This is a genomic window from Mycobacterium sp. IS-836, from assembly GCF_001954275.1.
Classification (GTDB): domain Bacteria; phylum Actinomycetota; class Actinomycetes; order Mycobacteriales; family Mycobacteriaceae; genus Mycobacterium.
This window is the reverse complement of record NZ_MBEU01000068.1, coordinates 201,008-224,246: the sequence shown is the minus strand read 5'-3', so window position 1 is coordinate 224,246 and position 23,239 is coordinate 201,008. Positions and strand designations below refer to the sequence as shown.

General features: G+C 67.8%; 16 protein-coding genes and 2 tRNA genes. 9 read left to right on the top strand and 9 right to left on the bottom strand.

Features of this window, described 5'->3' with window-relative positions; genetic code table 11:
• Nucleotides 1-5 precede the first annotated feature (5 nt).
• From A5747_RS19505 to A5747_RS19500, 3 genes are all read left to right on the top strand, one after another.
• A complete protein-coding gene (locus A5747_RS19505; RefSeq protein ID WP_076127249.1) occupies nucleotides 6-788 on the top strand; it encodes an MmpS family transport accessory protein in 783 nt (260 codons plus the stop codon).
• A 195-nt stretch (nucleotides 789-983) separates the two neighbouring features.
• Nucleotides 984-1,157 carry a hypothetical protein gene (locus A5747_RS25125; protein ID WP_158070282.1) on the top strand — a complete coding sequence of 58 codons (174 nt, stop codon included), beginning with the start codon at nucleotides 984-986 and terminating at the stop codon, nucleotides 1,155-1,157.
• Between the two features lie 22 nt (nucleotides 1,158-1,179).
• Nucleotides 1,180-1,680 (top strand): universal stress protein, encoded by a 501-nt coding sequence (locus A5747_RS19500; protein ID WP_076127247.1) that lies wholly within the window; start codon nucleotides 1,180-1,182, stop codon nucleotides 1,678-1,680.
• Between the two features lie 3 nt (nucleotides 1,681-1,683).
• Here A5747_RS19500 and A5747_RS19495 read toward each other — a convergent pair whose 3' ends face one another.
• Nucleotides 1,684-3,027: an MFS transporter gene (locus A5747_RS19495; RefSeq protein WP_076127244.1), complete on the bottom strand. Its 1,344-nt coding sequence runs from the start codon at nucleotides 3,025-3,027 to the stop codon at nucleotides 1,684-1,686.
• Nucleotides 3,028-3,069: 42 nt separating this feature from the next.
• Here A5747_RS19495 and cmrA point away from each other — a divergent pair, with 42 nt between their 5' ends.
• On the top strand, nucleotides 3,070-3,876 hold the full coding sequence (cmrA, locus tag A5747_RS19490; protein WP_076116326.1) for a mycolate reductase: 807 nt from the start codon (nucleotides 3,070-3,072) through the stop codon (nucleotides 3,874-3,876).
• 3 nt (nucleotides 3,877-3,879) lie between these two features.
• On the opposite strand, the gene A5747_RS19485 is transcribed toward cmrA, so the two are convergent.
• The gene (locus tag A5747_RS19485) at nucleotides 3,880-5,433 is read right to left on the bottom strand and encodes a helicase HerA-like domain-containing protein (RefSeq protein ID WP_076127242.1); all 1,554 of its coding nucleotides are present in this window, start codon (nucleotides 5,431-5,433) and stop codon (nucleotides 3,880-3,882) included.
• A 105-nt stretch (nucleotides 5,434-5,538) separates the two neighbouring features.
• On the opposite strand from A5747_RS19485, the gene orn reads away from it, so the two are divergent.
• Both orn and A5747_RS19475 read left to right on the top strand, forming a co-directional pair.
• Nucleotides 5,539-6,186 carry an oligoribonuclease gene (gene orn / locus A5747_RS19480; protein ID WP_076127239.1) on the top strand — a complete coding sequence of 216 codons (648 nt, stop codon included), beginning with the start codon at nucleotides 5,539-5,541 and terminating at the stop codon, nucleotides 6,184-6,186.
• A gap of 35 nt (nucleotides 6,187-6,221) precedes the next feature.
• A tRNA-His gene (locus A5747_RS19475) sits at nucleotides 6,222-6,297 on the top strand.
• A gap of 28 nt (nucleotides 6,298-6,325) precedes the next feature.
• Here the strand turns inward: A5747_RS19475 and A5747_RS19470 are convergent.
• Both A5747_RS19470 and A5747_RS19465 read right to left on the bottom strand, forming a co-directional pair.
• On the bottom strand, nucleotides 6,326-7,525 hold the full coding sequence (locus A5747_RS19470) for an Ig-like domain-containing protein (RefSeq protein ID WP_076127342.1): 1,200 nt from the start codon (nucleotides 7,523-7,525) through the stop codon (nucleotides 6,326-6,328).
• A 113-nt stretch (nucleotides 7,526-7,638) separates the two neighbouring features.
• Nucleotides 7,639-8,541: a DMT family transporter gene (locus A5747_RS19465; RefSeq protein ID WP_369805146.1), complete on the bottom strand. Its 903-nt coding sequence runs from the start codon at nucleotides 8,539-8,541 to the stop codon at nucleotides 7,639-7,641.
• 114 nt (nucleotides 8,542-8,655) lie between these two features.
• On the opposite strand from A5747_RS19465, the gene A5747_RS19460 reads away from it, so the two are divergent.
• Together A5747_RS19460 and A5747_RS19455 are read left to right on the top strand one after the other, a co-directional pair.
• A complete protein-coding gene (locus tag A5747_RS19460) occupies nucleotides 8,656-9,894 on the top strand; it encodes a GNAT family N-acetyltransferase (RefSeq protein WP_076127237.1) in 1,239 nt (412 codons plus the stop codon).
• A 90-nt stretch (nucleotides 9,895-9,984) separates the two neighbouring features.
• A tRNA-Lys gene (locus A5747_RS19455) sits at nucleotides 9,985-10,057 on the top strand.
• 35 nt (nucleotides 10,058-10,092) lie between these two features.
• Here the strand turns inward: A5747_RS19455 and A5747_RS19450 are convergent.
• Nucleotides 10,093-10,320 (bottom strand): DUF3618 domain-containing protein, encoded by a 228-nt coding sequence (locus tag A5747_RS19450; RefSeq protein WP_076127235.1) that lies wholly within the window; start codon nucleotides 10,318-10,320, stop codon nucleotides 10,093-10,095.
• 93 nt (nucleotides 10,321-10,413) lie between these two features.
• Here A5747_RS19450 and bcp point away from each other — a divergent pair, with 93 nt between their 5' ends.
• Nucleotides 10,414-10,887, top strand: a complete 474-nt coding sequence (gene bcp / locus A5747_RS19445; RefSeq protein ID WP_076127232.1) for a thioredoxin-dependent thiol peroxidase — start codon at nucleotides 10,414-10,416, stop codon at nucleotides 10,885-10,887.
• Here bcp and A5747_RS19440 read toward each other — a convergent pair.
• The 4 genes from A5747_RS19440 to A5747_RS19425 all read right to left on the bottom strand — a co-directional run bounded on the left by A5747_RS19440 (nucleotide 10,884) and on the right by A5747_RS19425 (nucleotide 23,211).
• Nucleotides 10,884-12,224 carry a dipeptidase gene (locus A5747_RS19440; RefSeq protein WP_076127229.1) on the bottom strand — a complete coding sequence of 447 codons (1,341 nt, stop codon included), beginning with the start codon at nucleotides 12,222-12,224 and terminating at the stop codon, nucleotides 10,884-10,886. The genes bcp and A5747_RS19440 overlap by 4 nt on opposite strands.
• Before the next feature lie 18 nt (nucleotides 12,225-12,242).
• Nucleotides 12,243-12,635 (bottom strand): holo-ACP synthase, encoded by a 393-nt coding sequence (locus tag A5747_RS19435; protein WP_076060480.1) that lies wholly within the window; start codon nucleotides 12,633-12,635, stop codon nucleotides 12,243-12,245.
• Between the two features lie 28 nt (nucleotides 12,636-12,663).
• Nucleotides 12,664-21,909, bottom strand: coding sequence for a type I polyketide synthase (locus A5747_RS19430; RefSeq protein WP_076127227.1), 9,246 nt, complete (start codon nucleotides 21,907-21,909; stop codon nucleotides 12,664-12,666).
• A 570-nt stretch (nucleotides 21,910-22,479) separates the two neighbouring features.
• Nucleotides 22,480-23,211, bottom strand: a complete 732-nt coding sequence (locus A5747_RS19425) for a glycoside hydrolase domain-containing protein (protein ID WP_076127225.1) — start codon at nucleotides 23,209-23,211, stop codon at nucleotides 22,480-22,482.
• Nucleotides 23,212-23,239 lie beyond the last annotated feature (28 nt).

Below are 23,239 nucleotides of genomic sequence, written 5' to 3'. Positions count from 1 at the left end.
TGGACATGAACGATCCACGCCCGACGGAGCGGTTCAGTCCCCCTCTCCCGGGATCCGAACCGCCCGGCCCGCCGAATACCGCACCCGTCGATCCGGCCTACGCCGGGCAGGCGCCGTATGCCCCCACGTACGGCGGTGGGTATGGCCCGCAATGGACGCAGAGCCTGAACGAGACCAGCCCGACCGATCAGTTGCCGGCGTACTGGCAGCAGGGCCAGCCTCCGCCGGGCGAGCTGCCGCCCGAGGGCGCCGGTCCCCCGCCGCCGGAAGGCCCGAAGTCGCCACGGTGGCTGCTGATCGCCGCCGGCGTTGCGGTGCTGTTGGTCGTCGCGCTGGTAATTGCGCTGGTGCTGGCCAACGGCGCGGTCAAAACACAGACCGCCGTGCCGCCGCTGCCCGCCATGCCGGGCTCGAGCCCGGAAACCACCACCCCGACCACGCGGACCTCGCCGCGGTCGCGATACCCGCTGCCGCCGCCGTCCGTCTCCGCCACGCCCACCGAGACCACCGGACCCGCCGGGATGCAAAGCGTCGTCTACGACGTCAACGGCGACGGGCGGGCGATCAGCATCACCTACTGGGACACCGGCGACGTCATACAGACGGAGTTCAACGTGGCGCTGCCGTGGAGCAAGCAGGTTAGCCTGTCACGCTCGCCCACTCATCCGGCCAGCGTCACGATCATCAACATCGGCCACAATGTCACCTGCACGCTCACGGTGGACGGGGCCCAGGTGACCCAACGCGTCGGAGTGGGCATCACCATCTGCGACGCCGCCGGGCACTAGGACGTTCTAACCCCGTGGCGCACAGCATATTGCGCCTCCGCGAGTTACTCACATCGGGAATTGTGAAAATTGGGTTTGCCGTCCACGGCAGATGGGGTATGTGGGGCACGTAAGCGCATCCGGCGGCGGTCTAATCGGGAAAACCCCAAGGGCGCTTATTTGTCGGGGAATTTCAATTACACACACTCCACAGACGTGGGAAGTCGTTTTATGAAGGATGCGTCTCTAAGGCGGGATCTGTGCGAATTCGCCACCGAGCTGCGCCAGCTGGCCTACACCATGCCAAGCGGGCACGAAGACCCTCTCGTCCGCCTGAGCGAGCGGATGATCCATTACGCCCAGGAAGAGGTCGCTACAGACACCACGTAAACGCGCATGACTGGGAGAGAATATGAGCGCCTATCAGACCCTGGTCGTCGGCACCGATGGCTCGTACACGTCGTTTCATGCGGTGGACCACGCCGCCGCGTTCGCCGCGGAAAATAATGCGAAATTGATCATCGCGATGGCGCACTTGTCTTATCTGAACAAGGGAGACAAGGGAGGCTGGGGAAGACCAGCCCGGCCGGATCGGGTGCTTGATGGCCGCGCCGAAGTCGCCCTCGGGAACGAGGGGGACTACAAGGTGCACGGAATGGCCGCCATCTACGCGATCCTGCGGGAGGCCCAGGACCGAGCCAGGGCGGCCGGAGCGAAGGATATCGAGGCACGACCGATTCGGGGTGATCCGGTACACGCGCTGTTCCGCCTCGCCGCGGAGGTTAAGGCTGATCTGTTGGTGGTCGGCAACGTGGGACTAGGCACGCGCAGCGACAAATGGCTTGGCTCGGTGCCCGGAAACGTCTTGCGCAGGGCGAAGACCGACGTGCTGCTCGTCCACACCACCGACTGAGGGTTATCTGGTCTTACTCACCGTTGTGTGTTGGCGCGGCGGGACCCGAACCAGCGCCATGCCCAGCAGCCCGGCGACCAGTACCAGTGAGATGCCGCCGAGGCCGGCGCGGACGGCCCCGAATGCGTCGACGAACACCGAGAACAGCCACGGCGCCAGGAAGGCGACGGCCCGTCCCGTCATGGTGTAGAGGCCGAACGCCACGCCTTCCCTGCCGTGGTGGGCCATCTGAAGCAGTAGGGCGCGCGCCGACGACTGCGACGGCCCGATGAACATGCACAGCAGCAGTCCGCATATCCAGAAGGGCACGGGCCCGGACAGCACCATCAGGGTGAGTGCCATGGCGACGATCGCCGCCAGCGACCCGAGGATCACCGGTTTGGATCCGATGCGGTGGTCGACGAACCCACCCAGGACGGCGCCCACCGCGGCCACCACGCTGGCCGCGACGCCGAAGATCAGCACATTGGCCTGCGAGATGCCATACACGTTGACCCCCAGCACCGCGCCGAAGGCGAAGATCGCCGCCAGTCCGTCCCGGAACAGCGCGCTGGCCCCGAGGAAGTAGACGAGGTTGCGGTCGCGTCGCCATTCCGCGGAAACCTCCCGCCACAGCTTGCGGTAGCCACCGAGCAGCCCGGCGGGCGCGGGCGCCTGCGTCGAGTCGGGCAGCCGGTGCGCGGCGAGCAGCAACGGCAACGCCAGCACCGCGAGCCACGCCGCGGCCGCCAGCATCGCCACCCGGACATAGAGCCCGTCGGCGACGGGAAGCCGTAGCAGCCCGCGCACCGCGCCCGGGCCGGAGCCAGATCCGGAGATGAATCCCGCATAGATCACCGCCAGCAGCACGACGCTGCCGAGATAGCCTGCCGCCCAACCCAGTCCGGAGATGCGGCCCGCCGTCGCCGGCGTCGAGAGCTGACGCAGCATCGCGTTGTACGGAACGCTGGCCAGGTCACCGCACGCCGCGGTCGCCCCCAACAGCACCAGCCCGGCCCACAGATAGCCGGGGCGATCGTGGATGAAGAACATCGAACAGGTCAGCGTCACCGCCAGGGCCGTCAACACGCTCAGCACCACGCGCCGGCGGTGTGGCGCTTCCACCCACACGCCGACGACGGGCGCGAGCACCGCGACCGTGAGACCGGCGACGGCCCCGGCGCGACCCAACCAACTCGCCGGCGTCGTCGGGCCGGGCAAGCCAACCCCCACGCTGCTGGTCAGGTAGACGGAGAACACGAAGGTCGTCACGATCGCGTTCAGGCCGGTGGATCCGGTGTCCCACAGCGCCCACGCCACGATTCGGGATCGCGCGACGGTGCCCGAACCCGAATCCGGCTGACTCATGCCCGGCACTCTATGTGTTGGGGGGCTGTCTACGATTGGCGCATGCCGATACCCGCGCCCAGCCCTGACGCGCGCGCCGTTGTCACCGGAGCTTCGCAAAACATCGGCGAAGCGCTGGCCACCGAGCTCGCCGCGCGCGGCCACAGTTTGATCGTCACGGCCCGGCGCGAGGACATCCTGACCGAGCTCGCCGCGCGGCTGGCCGACAAGTATCGCGTCACTGTGGAAGTGCGACCGGCCGACCTTGCCGACCCGGCGGATCGCGCGAAGCTGTGCGACGAACTGGCCGCCCGCCCGATCTCGATCCTGTGCGCCAACGCCGGCACCGCGACGTTCGGCCCGCTCGCGGCCCTCGACCCGGCCGGCGAGAAGGCGCAGCTGCAGCTCAATGTCCTTGGGGTGCATGACCTTACGCTGGCGGTGCTGCCCGGCATGATCGAGCGCAAGGCCGGCGGCATCTTGATTTCCGGTTCGGCGGCAGGCAATTCGCCGATCCCCTACAACGCGACCTATGCCGCCACCAAGGCGTTCGTGAACACCTTCAGCGAATCGATACGCGGCGAACTCCGCGGTTCCGGTGTGCATGTCACCCTGCTTGCGCCGGGTCCGGTGCGCACCGACCTGCCCGACGACGCCGAGGCCACGCTCGTCGAGCGGCTGGTGCCGGACTTCTTGTGGATCTCCACCGAGCACACCGCCCAGGTATCGCTGGATGCGTTGGCGCGCAACAAGATGCGCGTCGTCCCCGGTCTGACGTCGAAGGCAATGTCCGTTGCGAGCGGGTACGGCCCCCGCGCCATCGTCGCCCCGATCGTGGGCAGCTTCTACAAGAAGCTCGGCGGCGGGTAGTCGCTACTTCCGACGCCGTCCGCTGCCGAGGAGATTGCGGATGATCTCGCGTATGCCGGTGTTGACGTAGCCTTTCACCGTCGGGTTTTTCAGGATTTCCTCCCACATCGCGGGGCCCTTGGGCTCGTAGGGCTCCGGCATCGGCGGCACGTCGAGCTGGTCCGGCAACGGCAGCGGCTCGTACTGCCCGCGCTGAGCCTGCTGAGGTGGGGCAGCCTGCGGCGGCGGCTCCGGCTGTTGAACCGTCTGGCCGTATTTGGCCTGCAGCGGACTGGATTTGGCCGCGGCGGCGACCGCGTCGGCGCCGATGGCGGCCATCAGCGACCGCGGCACTCGCATGCGCGTCCACGCGACCGGGGTGGGTGCGCCCTTCTCGGACAGAACGGTCACCACGGCCTCGCCGATTCCCAACGACGTCAACGCCGACTCCAGGTCGTACACATCGGTTTTCGGATAGGTGCGCACGGTCTTGGACAGCGCCTTCTGGTCGTCCGGCGTGAACGCCCGCAAGGCGTGCTGGACGCGGGCGCCCAGCTGGGAGAGCACGTCGTTGGGCAGGTCGGTGGGCAGCTGCGTGCAAAAGAACACCCCGACGCCCTTGGAACGAATCAGCTTGACGGTCTGCTCGACCTGCTCGAGAAACGCCTTGGACGCGTCGGTGAAAAGCAGGTGCGCCTCGTCGAAAAAGAACACCAGCTTCGGCTTGTCCACGTCACCGACCTCGGGCAGCACGGTGAACAAGTCGGCGAGTAACCACATCAGGAAGGTGGAGAAGATGACCGGGCGCAAAGTCTGACCGCTGAACTCCAGCAACGAGATGATGCCGCGGCCCTGGTCGTCGACGCGCAAAAGATCCTGCGGCTCGAGCTTCGGCTCGCCGAAGAACGTGTCGCCACCCTCACCGGCGAGATTCACCAGGGCGCGCAGGATGACACCCGCCGTCGTCGAGGACACTCCGCCCAACGATCTCAGGTCGGCCTTGCCCTCGTCGCTGGCCAGATGGCTGATCGCGGCGCGCAATTGGTCCAAGGTGACCAGCGGACGGTTGTTGTCCTTGGCCCAGTGAAAGATCAACCCCAGCGTCGATTCTTGGGTAGCGTTGAGCCCCAACACTTTCGACAAGAGGATCGGGCCAAAACTGGCGACCGTCGCGCGCACCGGCACACCCACTCCGCCGGTGCCGAGTGACAGAAACTCCACCGGGTATCCCGTCGCCGCCCAGTCGTCGCCGGTGTCTTTCGCGCGCGCTGCGGTCCTGTCGTTTGCCTCCCCCGGCCGGGCCAGGCCCGATAGGTCGCCCTTCACGTCGGCCATCAGCACGGGTACGCCGGCGACGCTGAGCTGCTCGGCGATCAGTTGCAGCGTCTTGGTCTTGCCGGTTCCGGTCGCCCCGGCGACCAGGCCATGCCTGTTGACGGTGGCCAGCGGAATGCGTATCTGAGCGGTCGGGTCGGCCGTGCCGTCGACCACGACCGTGCCCAATTCCAACGCCTGGCCTTTGACGGCGTAACCGCTCGCGATCCGCTGCGCGGGTGTCGCCGCCGATTCCGTGCTCATCGTGCCGCGCCCCTCTGTCGTTGGTTAAGCACCGACCACCCTACTGCCCGTCGGCAAGCGGGGGCAGGGCCCGACGGGGTCCCACGTGCGCCTACGCTGAGCGCTGTGCGCGACGAATTGGTGTGGATCGACTGCGAGATGACCGGGCTGGACCTGGGTTCGGACAAGTTGATCGAGATCGCAGCCCTGGTCACCGACGCCGACCTGAACATTCTTGGCGACGGCGTCGACGTGGTCATTCACGCCGACGACGCCGCGCTGTCGTCGATGATCGACGTAGTCGCCGAAATGCACTCGCGCTCGGGCCTTGTCGACGAAGTGAAGGCATCGACCGTAGACCTGGCGACCGCCGAGGCGATGGTGATGGATTACATCGGCACCCACGTCAAGCAGCCCAAGACCGCGCCGCTGGCGGGCAACTCGATCGCCACCGACCGTTCGTTCATCGCGCGCGACATGCCCGCGCTGGACTCGTTTCTGCATTACCGGATGATCGACGTCAGCTCGATCAAGGAACTGTGCCGGCGCTGGTACCCGCGCATTTATTACGGTCAGCCGGTCAAGGGGCTATCCCACCGCGCGCTGGCCGACATCCACGAATCCATCCGGGAATTGAAGTTCTACCGGCAGACCGCATTCGTGCCGCAGCCGGGCCCGTCTACCAGCGAAATCGAGGCGGTGGTCGCCGATCTCGGCGGCGGAGAGCAAGCGGCCGGGCCAATCGATTCGGCCGCCGAGCCACCAACCGGCTAGTATCGACAGTCGCTGCGCGTCTAGGCGCGGCCATGGTGGCTGTAGTTCAGCTGGTAGAGCACCAGGTTGTGATCCTGGGTGTCGCGGGTTCGAGTCCCGTCAGCCACCCCACAGTCGGAGCGCCCGCGCCCCGACGCACTCAGGTGTTGGCGTTGCCGGCCTTCCACACCGGCCAGGGCACGTTCCAGTCACCGAGCCCCTCGGTCCCCGGCAGCGTCGGGCCGACGGTATGCACAACCTCGACGATGTCCCCGCTCTTGCTGTGGTCGTAGAACCACTCGGCGTTGCTGGGGCTCACGTTCAGGCAGCCGTGGCTGGTGTTTGTGTGCCCCTGGGCGCCGACCGACCACGGCGCGGAGTGGACGAAGACGCCGCTGTAGGACATCTGCGTGGCCCAGTCGACTTCGGTGCGATATCCGTTGGGCGAGTTGACCGGAACCCCATAGGTCGACGAATCCATGATGATGTGTTTGAACCGGCCACCGATGATGTACACGCCGTTGGCCGTCGGGGTGCTGTCCTTGCCCATCGACGTCGGCATGGTCCGGACGACTTCGCCGTTGACCCGCACCGTCACCGTCTTGGTGGTGTCGTCGGCGGTCGAGATGACCTCGTCGCCGATGGTGAAGTGCGTCTTGACGTTGTCTTCGCCGAACATCCCGTCGCCCAAGTCGACACCGTAGGTGTTCACCGCCACGTCAACGGTGGTGCCCGGCTTCCAGTAATGCTCTGGGCGCCAACGCACTTCACGGTTGTTCAACCAGTAGAACGCGCCCTCGACGGGCGGGTTGGTCGTGATGGTGACGGCCTTCTGCGCCGCTGCGCGATTCGCGATGTTCTCGTCGAAGCGGATCGCCACCGGCTGGCCGATGCCCACTACCTCGCCGTCGGCGGGATAGACGTAGGGCATGGTCAGGTGGGCGGGGGAACTGGTCGCGAAGCTCATCTGGCGGTTCGCCGCGCTGCCACCGAGCCCGAGCGCCTTCGCGGTCAGCGTGTAGCGCCGGTTGTAGCCGAGCGGCTCGGTGGTCGACCAGCGCAGCCCGTCCGGGCTGAGTTGCCCGTTTATCGTCTTGCCGTTCTCGTTGACCATGCTGACCGACGCGAGCACCCCATCGGCAACGCTGACCGTCACCGGCGCGTCCACGGTGACCCCGACGGCGCCGTCGGACACCGACGACGTGAGCTTGGGCACCAGCAGATCGGCGAACGGCGTGCCCTTGTCGAAGATGACCTTCGCGGGTGCGGCCGTGTGGCTGCTGCCGCATGCAACACCGACCGCAGCAAACATGACCATGGCTACAAGCAGCCACGATCGGCGTCTGCGCAAAGGCATCATCGAGCTGCCTTCCAATAAGATCGGCTGAGTTTGGTCACCGCTGACCAGAATCGGTGCATGCATTCTAATGGGTTCTGGCCGCTCCCCATGCCGACATTGACCGGCGACGGGCGTCACAATCGCGACAAATTCTCCATTTGGGCCCCGTCGCGGGTCGAGACGGCTTCGACGCGCGCGAGTTTGACGATGGCCGCCGTCGTCACCAGCGCCGCCACCGAGAGGGCGACAAGCCCGGCGCCAGCGGCATTCAGCGTCTCGCCGAGGACGACGACACCCAGCACCGACGCCACGACCGGCTGCGACATCTGCAAGGTCGGCATCGACGCGGTCAAGGGGCCGGCCCGGAAAGCCGCCTGACTCCACACCACGCCCCCTACTGCCGCCAGCAGCAGGGCGTAGAGCTCGGGAGTCTGGGTTACCGCCCATCCCCGATCGCCGAGCCGGGCTACGACCTCCTTGGCGAGCACCGCAAATACCCCCCACAGCGAACCCGAAACCAAGGCGAAGAGCACCGCGGCCACGGAGCCACCCCAGACCCGGCCGGCCACGACGCACGCGACCAACAGCGGCCCGAGGACCACGGCCACGACCGCCCAGGTTTGCAAGGGCGCGCTCGAACGACCGGCCTGCGGATTGCCGACGACCACGATCACGATCACCGCGGCGGTGAGCAAGCCCGCCCAGATCCACTCGCCGCCACTCACCGTGCGGTGGTACAGCCTGGCATTGATCGGCAGCGCAAACAGCAGCGAAAGCACCAGTAGCGCCTGCACCAGTAGCACCGATCCCTGGCCCAGCGCGGCCGCCTGCAGCGCGACGCTCGCCGCGAGCAGCAATGTGCCCCACCACCATCGTCGGCTGCGCAACAGGTTGGCGAACAACTCGATGTGACCGACCGCCCCGTCGGTGACGCAGTGTGCCGCTCGTTGCTGCAGCACGTCGCCGATCGCGATGCACAGCGCGGAACCCAGCGCAAGCACAACGGCGATATCGAGCCGAGTGATTCCTTGCAGCATTGCCGTATCCCATACCCAAATCTGGCCGTTCTGACCCGTCGGACGTGCGGCGAGGTTTGACGGTAAGCCACTCGGGTATGGGTTTGGCTGGGGTAGAAGCGGATTGGATAAGCGATGAACACGACGGACGAGTCCATCAGGATCAGGCATCCAACCGAAGCCGACTGGCAGGTGGTCTACGAGAACCAGGCTCGCGCCTTCGGGGATCCGGTGGGCGCGCGGGACGTCGAAGCCTGGAAACGCCGCGTCGAATTGGAGGACATCCTCGTCGCCGAGGATTTCTCCGATCCGCAGCGGCCGTTCCTGGTAGGGACGTCGATCATCTATCGCTCGCGGCTCACCGTGCCGGGCGGCGCCCGCCTGCGGGCCGCGTGGCTGTCGATGATCGCCGTCGCGTCGACGCATCAGGGCAAGGGAATATGGGCGCAGCTCAGCGCCGAGGGGCTGGGCAAGCTATTGGAGCGCGGCTATCCGATCGTGTGTGGGGTGCCGACCCAAACCGCGATGTATGACAACTTCGGTGCCGGCGTGGCCACTTACAGCCGCACCTATTCAATCGACCGGCGCTCGGCGAAGTTGCGGGACGCGCCGAGCGATAACCCGGGCCGCGAGGTCAACGCCGCCGAAGCGCGACGGTATTTGCCCGAAATCTACGAACGGTGGTGCGCCGCAACCGATGGGGCCGTCGAGCGCAACGACGCGTGGTGGGCCGACTATCTGGAAGACCGATCAACGCAGCGCGGCAACCGATCCGCGCTGAATTGCACGATTCATCCGGACGGCTTCCTCACGTATCGCGTCATCACCGAGACGCAGCACGGGTTTCGGCCACCGCTGGGAACCGTTGTCGTGCAAGACTTCTGCCCCATCACCGACGAAGCCCATACCGAGCTGTTGCAGACGTTGCTGGTTTTGGAGATGTTCGACGACATAGAGATCGACGTGCCAGTCGATGACCCGCTGCCGCTCAAACTTCGTGACCAGCGTTCCGTTCGAACCATGGGCGTCAACGACTTTCTCTGGGTACGCATCAACGACGTGCCCGAAGCACTCGGTGTCCGCGGGTACTTCGCCGACACCGAGGTCGCGCTGGAAGTGGTGGACCCGCTCAAGCTCGCCGGGGGCCGATTTCTCTTGCAGACCCGCGATGGTGTGGGCAAGTGTGTGCCGCACGAAGGGCCCCCGGACGTGGAACTCAGCCTGGGCGACTTGGGGACGCTCTATATGGGCGCACACCGCGCCTCCGAGCTCGTCCGGGCGAACCGCATCACCGAGGTGCGTCGGGGTGCCCTACGCGAGCTGGATGCCGCGTTCAGTACCGAACGAGCACCGTATTGCGGGACGCTTTTCTGATGTGCTGTCTCAGCTACCCTTGAAGGGTCGAGATTTCGCTCCGCGGCAGGACGCCTGTTATTGTCGCCTACGCGGTCTCGGCCGTCCAAGGCGCCGTTAGCTCAGTTGGTAGAGCAGCTGACTCTTAATCAGCGGGTCCGGGGTTCGAAACCCTGACGGCGCACCCAATCAAACCCCTCGGGTTCCGAGGGCGTCGTGTCAGCGGTTCCTGATCCTGCGGACCACCACGACGACGACCACCGAGCCGATTCCCACCAACGAGACGGCCACGGCGGGCTTCGTCACGAACCCGATCACCCTGGCCTTGAGATCGTCGGCCAGGCGACGAGGATTTGCGCGCTCGGCGAGGGAGTCGACGGTGGACGCCAGCTGGTCGCGGGCGACGTCGATGTCCCGCTTGATGGTCTCGGGGTCCCGATCCGCCACGTCTCTTCCTCCAACTCGCCTTGTGCACCTGACGCACTACCCTAGATCAGCTGGCGATAACCCCTACGATCCGGTGAACCGAAAGGACCCACGTTGACCGAGACCACGCGGCTTGCCCCGGGCGACAAAGCGCCCACCTTCAGCCTGCCCGACGCCGACGGCAACAAGGTGTCCCTGGCCGACTACCGTGGGCGCCGCGTCGTCGTGTACTTCTATCCGGCGGCTTCGACGCCCGGCTGCACCAAGCAGGCCTGCGATTTTCGCGACAACCTGCGCGACCTCAACGACGCCGGACTTGACGTCATCGGCATCTCCCCGGACAAGCCGGAAAAGCTCGCCAAGTTCCGCGATGCCGAGAAGCTGACGTTCCCGCTGCTGTCCGATCCGGATCGCAAGGTGCTGACGGCGTGGGGCGCCTACGGCGAGAAGCAGATGTACGGCCGGACGGTGCAGGGCGTGATTCGCTCCACCTTCGTGGTCGACGAAAAAGGCAAGATCGCCGTCGCGCAGTACAACGTGAAGGCCACCGGCCACGTCGCGAAACTTCGGCGCGACCTGTCCGTCTAGACGCCGGTCACGTTGGCCAGGTTGGCCAGCAGCAGCGCTTCGGCGATCGCCGCGCGTTCCAGCACACCCAGGTGCAGGCTCTCGTTGACGCTGTGCGCCTGGGTCGCGGGATCTTCGACGCCGGTGACGAGAATCCTGGCCTGCGGGAATGCGGCGGCGAACTCGGCGATGAACGGGATCGAGCCGCCCATGCCCATGTCGACCGGGTCGACGCCCCACGCTTGCCGAAATGCCGCCCGCGCGGCGTCGTACACCGCGCCGCTGGCGTCGATGGCGTACGGCTCGCCGAGGTCGCCGGGCGTGACCGTCACCTGTGCGCCCCACGGCGCATGTTGCTGTAGATGCGCTGTCAACGCGTCCAGGTGCGCCGCCGCGTCGCCACCGGGCGCGACCCGCATGCTGATCTTGGCCCGGGCCCGCGGGATCAGCGTGTTCGACGCCGCCGCAACCGGTGTGGTGTCGATACCGATCACGGTGATAGCAGGCTTGGCCCACAGCCGCTGCGGCACCGAACCCGAACCGATCTCGGACACGCCGTCCAGCAGGCCGGAGTCGGCGCGCACCCGCTCGGTCGGGTAATCGACTGGCGCGGCGGAACTTTCGTGCAATCCGGCGACGGCCACGTTGCCGTCGTCGTCGTGCAGGCTGGCCAGCAGCCGCACCAACACGCTCAGCGCATCGGGAACCACGCCGCCCCACAACCCGGAGTGCAGCCCGTGGTCGAGGGTGGCGACCTCGACCACGCAGTCGGCCAAGCCGCGCAGCGACACCGTCAATGCCGGGGTGTCGACGCTCCAGTTGTCCGAGTCCGCGATCACGATCACGTCGGCGGCCAGCGCGTCGCGATGAGCGGCCAGCAATCGGCCCAGTGAGGGTGACCCGGATTCTTCCTCGCCTTCGACGAAGACCGTCACGCCCACCGGGGGCCGGCCGCCGTGCGCTCGAAACGCCGCCAAATGCGTTGCGATGCCGGCCTTGTCGTCGGCACTACCGCGACCGTAGAGACGCCCGTCGCGCTCGGTGGGCTCAAAGGGCGGCGACGCCCATTGGCCGCGGTCGCCTTCGGGCTGCACGTCGTGGTGGGCGTACAACAGCACGGTGGGCGCGCCCGCCGGCGCTGGATGATGCGCGATGACCGCGGGCGCACCGCCCTCGCTGACGATGCGTACATCGCCAAAACCCGCCTGCGACAACAGGTCCGCTACCGCCTGGGCGCTGCGGTGCACCTCGGTGCGGCGGCCGGGGTCGGCCCACACCGATTCGATTCGCACCAAGTCCTCGAGATCGCGGCGCACCGACGGCAATACGTCGCGGACCCGCTCAACGAGATCGCTCATGGTCTCGAGGCTAGGCCCTCAGGACGTTTCAAGGATGGCCACCGCGGCGGCGGTATCCCCCTCGTGGGTGAGCGACACGTGGATCGTCACGTCGGCCAGGTGCTTGGCGATATCCCCGGTCAGCCGCACCCGCGGTCGTCCCCACATGTCGGTGACCACTTCGATGTCGCGGTGAATGTCCTCCGGCAGCACGGGCCGCTGGGCGAACCGCGACCCGGACCAGGCCTTGATCACGGCTTCCTTCGCGGCCCAGCGCGCCGCCAGGTGACGCGCCGCCGACGAACTCTTGTCCGAGGCGTCACGACGCTCGCCCGGCGTAAACGTCTCGGAGAAGACGGTTCCCGGCTGGTCGACCTGCTCCGCGAAATCAGGGATGGAGACGAGGTCGATCCCCACTCCGACGATGCCCATGGCTGGCCAGGTTAACGGATGACCGACGTCATTCGGCGGGGACCTCGTAGGCCTCGTCGTCACCCAGCCGGGCGGCCGGATTCAGCAGCATCGCCGCCTCCTGCCGCTTCTCGGGCGCGCCGTGGTCGAAGCGGCGGTCCGCCGGCCGCTCGTACATCGGCGCGCCGCCGGCGATGGCCGACGCCAGTCGGCGCTGACCGGCCAGCAGGCGTGCCTCCGCACGCTGCTGGTAGGTCTCGCGCTGCTCCGGGTCCAGCGCGGCGATGAACGCCTGCGGGTGGACCAGCGCGACGAGCCCGGACACATGCCCAAACCCGAGACTGGTCAGCATCCCCGCCTTGAGCGGGAACTTCCCGCCCAGCCGCAGCGTGTCCCGCACCCAGACGAAGTGCGCGGAGCCGGCCAATTCGTCGTCGACGCAATCCAGGCTGCGGTTCGGCGGGATCACCCCGTCGCGCAGCATCTGGCACAGGCCCATCGTCTGGAACACCGCCGCGCCGCCCTTGGCGTGCCCGGTCAGGCTCTTCTGCGACACGATGAACAGCGGGGCGCCCTCGGAGCGGCCCAGCGAGTCGGCGAGCCGCTCGTGCAGCTCGGTCTCGTTGGGGTCGTTGGCCAGCGTCGAGGTGTCGTGCTTGGAGATCACCGCGACGTCGTCGGCGCCCACACCGAGCTTGGCCAGCGCGCGCGCCAGCGGCGAATCCGTGCCGCCGCGCCCCGCGCCCAGCGCACCCAGGCCCGGGGCCGGGATCGAGGTGTGCACGCCGTCGCCGAACGACTGCGCGTAGGCCACCACCGCAAGCACCGGCAATCCCATCTTGAGCGCCAGGTCGCCGCGCGCCAGCAGGATGGTGCCGCCGCCCTGCGCCTCGACGAAGCCCAGCCGGCGCCGGTCGTTGGGCCGGGAGAACTTCGAGTCGTCGATGCCCCGGCCGCGCATCATCGCGGTGTCGGCGGTGGCCGCCATGTCACCGAAGCCGATGATGGCTTCCAGCGTCAGGTCATCCAGGCCGCCGGTCACCACCAGCTCGGCCTTGCCCAGCCGGATCTTGTCGACACCCTCCTCGAGCGACACCGCCGCCGTCGCGCAGGCCGCCACCGGGTGGATCATCGAGCCGTAGCTGCCGACATAGGACTGAACCACATGCGCGGCAACAACATTCGGCAGCACTTCCTGCAGGATGTCGTTCGGCTTGTTCCGGCCCAACAGGTTGCCGTGATACATGGTCTGCATCGACGTCATGCCGCCCATCCCGGTACCCTGCGTGCTGGCCACCAGGCTCGGGTGCACGTAGCGCATCACTTCGGCCGGGCTGAATCCGGCGGACAGGAATGCATCGACGGTCGCGACGATGTTCCACAACGCCACCCGGTCGATCGAGGTGGCCATGTCGGGGCTGATCCCCCACACCGTCGGGTCGAACCCGGTCGGAATCTGGGCGCCGACGACGCGCGACAGCTTGGTCTTGCGCGGAACCCGGATCTCGGTGCCGGCCTTGCGGATTACCTGCCAGTCGGTTGAGTCGGGCACCGGCCGGATGACCGTGTGCTCGGGGTCGAATTCGACGAAGCCGCGGGCGTCGGCCTCCGACGACACCACGAAGCTGAAGTCCTTGTCCAAGAAGACCGACACCAGCAACGGTGACGCGTGGTCGGGATCGATCGCGCCGTCGTCGACGAACTCGCGGATGCCCGTTCGCTCGAGCACGGCGTCGTGGTAACGCTCGACCAGCTCTGCTTCGTCGACCAGGTCGCCGGATTGCGTGTCGTACCAACCCGGTTGGGGGTCGTCCTCCCAGCGGATCATTCCGGTCGTCCAGGCGAGCTCGAGCACGCCGGCCGCCGAGAGTTCGTTCTCGACCTCCATCTCGAACCGGGTGCGCGACGAGCCGTACGGCCCGATCTCGGCGCCGCCGACGATCACCACCAGATCGGCCGGGTCGACGTCGAGGTCGTCCCATTCCGGCGGCGGGGCGGGCGTGTACCCGCGGGGCGGCGACGGCAGAGCGGCAATGGTGCCCTCGGTCTCGACCTCGTCGTCGGCCGCGTCGGTCGACATCTCCTCGCGCGCCTTGGCGGCCAGCTCGGCCATGTCCAGCTCGGCTTCGCCGAGCCCGCCGGTCAGGTCCGCCTTGATCGGCTTTCCAGCGGCGGCCACCTTGGATTCCACATCGCACAGGGCCAGCAGCATGCCTGCCATCTCGTCGGTGGAGTAGGTGGTAACGCCGGCCTCCTCGACCGCGTCGACGATGGCGTCGTTGTGGCCCATCAACCCGGTGCCGCGGGTCCAGCCAATCAGCGCGTGCGCCAGGCTCACTCGCGCCGCCCACGACGACTCGGCGTGCCAACGACTCACCAGGGCGTCCAGCGCGGACTTGGCCTCGCCGTAGGCACCGTCGCCGCCGAACATGCCGCGGTTGGGCGAACCGGGCAGCACCACGTGCAGCCGCGACGCGATGTCGCGCTCGGCGCCGATCTTCGACAGCCCGCCGATCAGCCGCTGCACGGCCCACAGCAGCACCTTCATCTCCATCTCGGAGCGCGATCCCGCCTCCGACAGATCGCCGACCACGCGCGGCGCAGCGAACGGGAACAGCAGCGTCGGGGTCTGCGCGTCCTTGATGTGAATCGACTGTGGCCCAAGGCTTTCGGTCTGCTCGGTGCCGACCCATTCGACCAGGGCGTCGATGTCGGAGTAGGACGCCATGTTGGCCGCGACGACCCACAGGGCGGCGCCGTAGCGGGCGTGATCGCGATAGAGCGAACGGTAGAACGCCAGGCGTTCGTCGTCGAGCTTCGACGTCGTTGCGATGACGGTGGCACCGCCGTCGAGCAGCCGCGCGACCACCGACGCCGCGATCGAACCCTTCGAAGCGCCTGTCACCACGGCGACTTCGCTGCTGTAGGGCCCCGGGTTCGGGTTCTCGGCGCCGGCGGCGATTCGGCCGTACAGCGACGCGTGGATCTGCCGGCCCGCGGCCAGCGCCTTGCCCTGCCACCAGGTGGCCTGGGTGGCGACGACATGTCCGGCGCCCTCGAACCGTTCGGACAAATGCAACCACTGGGCGTCGATGTCGCCGTCGTCGGCCAGCCACAGCTTGACGAGGTCCTCGCGGGCGCTGGCCCAGCGGTCGTCGAACACGACGGCCTTCTTGGCGTCGAACACCGGAGCCACCAAACGTGGCCAGTCGGCGCCCAGTTCGAGAGTGACCAGGTCGATGAGCTCGGCATCGGTGGCCGCCGGTGACACGCTGACCGGGTCGTCGTGGCCCAGCTGGCCGAGGATCAGGCGGGCCGCCGAGGCGAGCACGCCGTCGCGACCGGTGATCTGATCGGTGAATTCGCTCAGCGCGGCCGCGTCGATGGTCGCGCCCCCGCCGGCACCGCCGGCGGACGGCAGTGCCACCGAAACCCCGCGGCGGGCGGCGACCGATGCGACCGCGGCGTCGATGACCCTGTCGACCGATGCGGCATCGGCCAGCGCACCCTCGTGCAGGTGGCCCATCGAGCCGCCGCGAACGCTGGTGCCCTCGCGGGTACCCAGCGCGACCTCGACCGTGACGTGCTTGGCCCAACCGTCACCGAGCTCCCAGGTCTTCTTGACCCGCTCGGCGATGGCGGCGGGCCGCTTGCCCGAGGGCCCGAGAACGGTCCGCAGCTGATCGTTGATCGCATCGGAAAGCACTGGGCCGTAAGGCTTGTACGTGCGGGCCAGCTTGGTCACCTGAGACCGCAGCCCGGCCAGGTCCGCCTCTGCGGCACCGTCGATGGCGCCCAGGTTCAGCTCCGAGCCCAGGTCCACCAGCAGCTGGTTGCGTCGCGACGACGCGCCGTCGGTAATGGACTCGATGGAGTCGAGTTCCTCGATCTGGTCGATGCGCATCTTGGCCGACAGCGCGATCAGCGCCAGGGTCGCGTCGGCGGCGTCGAACCCGATGTCGTCGGGGCGTGGAGCACCCGACGGAGCTGCGGCGGGAGCCGGAGCCGCCGCTGCGGCCTCCACGGCGGCGCCTTCCGGTGCGGCCTCGGCGACCGGCGCCTCGTCTTCGGGCTCCGGTTCGGGGTCGGTGTCCGTAGCGAACAGCACCGCGGCGTCGCGCTCGGCGTTGAGCACTTCGACTGTGCTGTGGGCATATTCGGGCAGCTTGAGGGTGTTGGTGGCCAGCCCGGCGACGGTCGGCGCCGACTTCACACCGATTTCGACGAAGCGCTCCACGCCCAGACCGCCCGCGGCCTCCTCCGTGAACAGCAGGTCCTGGGTTTCGATCCAGCGCACTGGGCTGGCGAACTGCCACGCCAGCAGCTCGATCAACACCTTGCGGGCCAGCTCGCGGGGCTTCTCGTTACGCCAGGTGTCGTAGTCGGCGAGGATCTCGTCGAGCGGCTCGGCGGGCACCAGGTCCCGGATTTCCTGAACGAAGTCGCGGTCCAGCGTGAACGGCCGCGGCACCAGGTTGGGGATGTAGCGCCCGATGATGATGTCGGGGTCTTTGTCGCGCGGCATGACCCGCTCCAGCGAGCGACGGAATTCGGCCACCCCGATTCGCAACACCCGGGAGTGGAACGGCACGTCGATCCCGGGCACCAGGATGAACGACCGCCGGCCACCGCTGAGCTCGCGGCGACGCTCGACTTCCTCTTCCAGCGCTTCCAAACCGCGCACCGTGCCGGCGATCGCGTACTGCGAACCGCGCAGGTTGAAGTTCACGATCTCCAGGAATTCACCGGTGCTCTCGGCGATCCCGGCGACGAACGCGGGCACCTCTTCGTCGGGCAGGTCGATCTGCGAGGGCCGGATCGCCGCCAAGCGGTAGTTGGAGCGGCCCAGCTCGTCGCGCGGCACGATGTCGTGCATCTTGGAGCCACGGTGAAACACCATCTCCAGCAAGGCTTCCAGCTCGTAGATGCCCGTCACGCAGGCCAGGGCGGTGTACTCGCCGACGGAGTGCCCGCAGGCGATGGCACCTTCGACGAAGGCGCCTTGCTCGCGCATCTCGGCGACCTGGGCCGCGGCCACCGTCGCCATCGCAACCTGAGTGAACTGCGTTAGGTAGAGCACGCCCTCGGGGTGGTTGTAGTGCACACCGCTGGCGATGATGCTGGTCGGGTTGTCGCGCACCACGTGCAGCACCGAGAAGCCCAGCGTGTCCCGGGTGAACTTGTCGGCGGTGTCCCACACCTTGCGGGCCGCCTTGGACCGGGCGCGCACCTCCATGCCCATGCCCTTGTGCTGGATGCCCTGGCCGGGGAACGCGTAGACCGTCTTGGGCGCGGCCAGCCGGGCGGTGGCCGACATGACCAGATCCGAGCCGATGCGCGCCGCCACTTCCAAAACCTCTGCGCCCCGGTCGATTCCGACGCGATCGACACGGAAGTCCACTTCGTCACCCGGGCGCACCATGCCCAGGAAGCGCGCGGTCCAGCCGATCAGCCGGGCCGGTGGGCGCGCTTGCCCGTCGGTGGCCGTCGCCGCGTGCTGCGCGGCGGCCGAGAGCCACATGCCGTGCACGATGGGCGATTCCAGGCCGGCCAGCAGCGCGGCGGCCCGGTCGGTGTGAATCGGGTTGTGGTCGCCGGACACCACCGCGAACGGACGCATGTCGACGGGTGCGGTCAGCGTGACATCGCGGCGGCGACGTCGCGGAGTGTCGGTCGCGTTCTCGGAGACCGCGCCGCCCGCCCGCACCGGGTCGGTCAGCTCGGCCGTACCGGTTCGACCGAGGATCGCGAAACGCTCGGCGAGGGTGGCGATCGCCGTCCCGTCGGCATCGGCGATGGTCACCGAGACCGGGACGACGCGGCCCATGTCCGTGTCGGTGGCCGACGAAGCCGTTGCGGTGACCGTCAATTGCGCTGGGACACCGGGCAGCTCACCGACCACGTGGGCGGCGTGGTCGAGGTGCACCAGGCTCAGCAGCCCCTCGACCACCGGGACACCGGCGTCGGTGGCCGCGGAGCCGATGGCCGCGAAAACGGCGGGCCAGCAAAGACCCACGAGCGCGTCCGGCACGGTGGTGAGGCTGGGCGCCAGCGGCTCACCGAAGGTGGCCGTGACGCCGGTGTGGTCGGCGACCCGCTCGGGATCCCAGTCGACGCTCACGGTCGCCGTCCCGTCGACGACCCGCGGCAGGAACTCCGGCCCGTCGACGCCGGCGGCGATCGCCAGGACCGCGCGCATCGCGGTCGCGGCGGCCTCGGTGGAGACCACCGGAATACCGCCGTCAAGGGTGTTGGGATGCAAGGTAAACGGAATATCCACCCATACGCCGGACACCGGCACACTGAGCACGACTTGCTCGGTGCCGGCCCCGTCGTCGGACTTCACCTGAAGCCGCGCGCCAGTGGATGAGTGTGTGGCACGGAGGCTTTCGGGCCCGTCGTGCACCAGCCAGTCGGCCGGATCGGCGATGCGGTGAACCGGGTTCGTGGCCGTGCGACCGGCCCACAACACGTCGGCGGCGTCGAGCACGACGGCCAAGGGTCCGGTGACGTCGGGGCGGCCCAGCCGGCGTGACCGGACGGGTTGCGGCTCGGCCCCGCTCTCCAGCACCTCGTCGATCGCGGCCTGCTCGAAGCGGTCGAGCAATTCACCGACGGGTTCGTCCATCCGCGTGATGCCGGCGACCGACGCGGTGCCCGGGATGATGCACACCTGGTCGGCTTCGTAGCGGGCGTCGTGGGCCTGCCACAGCGAGTCACTGCGCCACCACCGCCGGACGTCCTTGTCGATGACCGGCACGAAGTTGACCGGCTTGCCCAGCGTTTTGCACAGCGTGACGAAGAACGGCACGTCGGCCGGATGCAGTTGCACCTTTTCGGCGTCCGGGTAGTGCTCGAGCAAGGTGGCGATAGCCTGGTCGGGGTTCTCCAGCAGCGCCCGATCGGCGAACAGCGTCTCGATCGGGCCGAAATCCTTTGGGTGCAAACGAGCTTCGGCGCGCTGCAGCATCTGCTCGAAGCGGTCACGCCAGGTGTCGGCCAGCCAGGGGCTGCCCGGCGAAGCGGTGTCGGCGGTCGAGTTGCCCTCGCCGATGGTCAGCTCGACGTAGCGCCGCAACCACTGCAGGTAGGTCATGTCCGCGACGTCGCCGAAGTACGGCTTGGCCGTGTTGGCCATCGCCGCGATGATCTCGTCGCGGCGCTCCGCGACGGCGTCGGCGTCGCCGGCGACCTCGTCGAGCAGCCGACCGCAACGCGAGGCGGTGTTGTCGATTTCGTGGATGTCCGCGCCGAGCTGGCTGCGGCTGGAAGCCATACCGCCCTGGGCTTTTCCGGCACTGATCCACTGGTCCGTGCCTTGCGTCTCGACCAGCATGCGCTTGACCGACGGCGACGTGGTCGACTCGAGCGTGGCCATCGCCGCGGTGCCGACCAGGATCCCGTCGATCGGCATCAGGGGGAAGCCGTAGGCCTGCGCCCAGCGTCCGGACAGGTATTCGGCCGCCCGCTCGGGGGTGCCGATACCGCCGCCCACGCAAACGGTGATGTTGGGGCGCGAACGCAGCTCGGAATACGTTGCCACCAGCAGGTCGTCGAGGTCTTCCCAGGAATGGTGGCCGCCCGCGCGCCCGCCCTCGACGTGCATGATCACCGGCTTGGTGGGCACCTCGGTAGCGATGCGGATGACCGAGCGGATCTGCTCGATGGTGCCCGGCTTGAACACGACGTGGCTGATGCCGACCTCGTTGAGCTCATCGATCAGCTCGACGGCCTCCTCGAGATCCGGGATGCCGGCGCTGATCACCAAGCCGTCGATCGCCGCGCCGGACTGGCGGGCCTTCTGCACCAGACGCTTGCCGCCGACCTGGAGCTTCCACAGGTATGGGTCGAGGAACAGCGCGTTGAACTGGTAGGTGCGGCCGTCCTCGAGCAGCCCGGACAGCTCCTCGATCCGGTCGGCGAAAATTTCCTCGGTGACCTGCCCACCACCGGCCAGCTCAGCCCAGTGGCCGGCGTTGGCCGCGGCGGCGACGATCTTCGCGTCGACGGTGGTCGGCGTCATGCCGGCCAGCAGGATCGGTGACCGCCCGGTCAGCCGGGTGAACTTCGTCGACAGCTTGACCCGGCCGTCGGGCAGGCGCACCACAGTCGGGGCGTAGCTAGACCAGGCCCGGGCCACCTCGGGGGTCGCCCCGACGGTGAACAGGTTGCGCTGACCGCCGCGGGTCGCCGCCGGCACGATGCCGATGCCGAGGCCCCGGATCACCGGCGCGGTCAGCCGGGTGAGGATGTCGCCGGGCCCCAGGTCGAGGATCCAGCGCGCCCCGGCATTGTGGACCTGGGTGATCTCGTCCACCCAGTCGACGCCGCGGACCAGGATGGCCTCGGTCAGTTCCCGGGCCGACGCCGCGTCGAGGCCAATCTTCTCGGCCCAGGTCCCCACGATGTCGATGCCGTCGGCCAGCCGCGGTGTGTGGAAGCCGACCTCAACCTGCACCGGATCGAAGACGGGCGAGAAGACGTCGCCGCCGCGGATCTTGTTCTTGCGGTCGGCCGCTTCCTTGTCGGAGATCTGCTGGCAGTAGAGCTCGAATCGGGACAACTGCTCCGGGGTGCCGGTGATCACGACCGAGCGCCGGCCGTTGCGGATGGATAGCACCGGCGGCAGCACGGTGCGAACATCCTGTGCGAACTCGTCGAGCAGCCGGCGGATGCGCTCGGGGTCGGCGTTGGTGACCGACACCATCGGCGGACGGTCGCCGAGGACGGAGATGCCGCGCCGGCGGGCCACCAGGGTGCCCGCGGCACCGATGAGCTGGCCCATCGCCAGCAGCTCGGCGTCGCGCGCGCCCGCCGCCTTGAATGCCTCGACGGCCAGCACACCTTGCGAATGTCCGGCGACGGCCACCGGCGGTGTCGCGACCCAGTCCATGCCCTGTCGCGCCAGGGCACGCCCGGCCGCGATCTGGGTGAGCAGCACGCCCGGTATCGACACCGCGGCCGATGTCAGGTGCTTCTCGGACGGAACGGGATCCTCGGCCGCCAGCGCGCGCACCCACTGCAGCGGCTCGAAACCGATCGGACGCACCACGACCAGTTCCTTTGCCACCGGTTCGAGCAGCAGCTCCACCTCACCGACCAGCGTTGCCAAGTCGGTTTCGATGCCGGCCGACGACACCAGTTCTTCCAGGGTCTCCAGCCAGGCGCTGCCCTGGCCGCCGAAGGCGACGGCGTACGGCTCGCCAGCCGTCAGCCGGTCGACCAGGGCATGCGTGGCCTGGGGGCTGTTCCCGTCGCGGTCAGCGGACACCCGGTCGGGCTCGTGGATCGTCACGTTCTATTTCTCCCTGTATGCGTCTTTACGTCTCGGTTCGCTGGCCGGTTCCCCACCGGCGCGCGTGGCCTGTCGCTTCCAGGCGATTCCGCGTCGAATCGCAAGCCAAAAATGGCTGACCGGTGTCTTGTCGGCGGGCCGCCCCCTTGAAACGAATGGATCCGAGCGGCGCGACGGACTGCATCGGCTGTACTAAGAGTGTCATAAGAATCAAGGCCCTTTTCGCATGCTGAGCAGTTACTGGTGAGTTCTACGCACGGGTAACCGTGTCATGGGTAACACCCCGCGCAACCCCGGCCGCGAACGGCGCAATCAAACGTCCTGCATGCAGGTGGTTACGGTCGAGTAGCTATAACTGCGCTGGTTAACGCAGTTTTGTTATCAAATCGTTATATTAAAATTTCGCACTCGCGGCGGGCATCCCAGGGCCCGTGCGGCGGCCCGCCGCACCAGGCTCGACGAATACGGCACCGAACGAACGGCGAACGAGTGTTTGCTGGATCGCACGGCGGCGAAGCCCGCTTGGGGCCGATTATCGGGCCGAGGTGCCGTAGGGGTCGCCCGCGACGGCTACGCCCACTGTCCGAACTGAGGCTTGAGGATTTCGTTGATGTCCACTCCTACCCCGCCGACGCTGCGCTTATCGATCTCCACCTGGTGCAAATTGGCGGCCGGATGCGTGAATCCCTTCGGCGAGCCCCAGTTGTGCTGCCAGAAATACGAGCCCAGGCCGTCGTGCAGGGCCCAGTCGATCGTCTTCGAATTGGCGTAAACGCCCGTCCGCTGATGCCCGACCACCGACTCCCAGGACCGTAGGTAGGGCACGATCTGGTTCTTGTACTGGTCATAGGACGGGTCATCGTCGATCGACGCATAGATCGGGGCGCTGGCGGGCCCGCCGGCCGCGGCATGCAACTGCATCCCGCGCTGCGCGTGCTGCTGCCCGGCGGCGGCACCGCCCAGCCAGTCGGCGGTGCTGCCCTTGCCGTACTGATAGCACGACACGATCTTGAGCCCGTTGCTATTGAGGTCGTGCGCTTCGGCGACCTGGATCGGCTTGCCCAGCATCCAGTTGCCGCCGGGCCGCCGATCGGACACGTACCTGATGGACCCGACGGCGCCGGCGGCCCGGATCTCGCTCGCTGGGATCACGCCGGCCGCGTAGTCCAACAGGGTTCCGAGCGACGCCTGAGAAGCCTGGGCCGGAGCGGCGCGCAACGACGACACCGCGACGCCCAGGCTGGCTAAGGCTGGGGTGGCGGCCGCGAATTTGAGCAGGTCACGCCGCGAAACCGATGACACAAGCCACAGGGTACGGCACAAACACCAT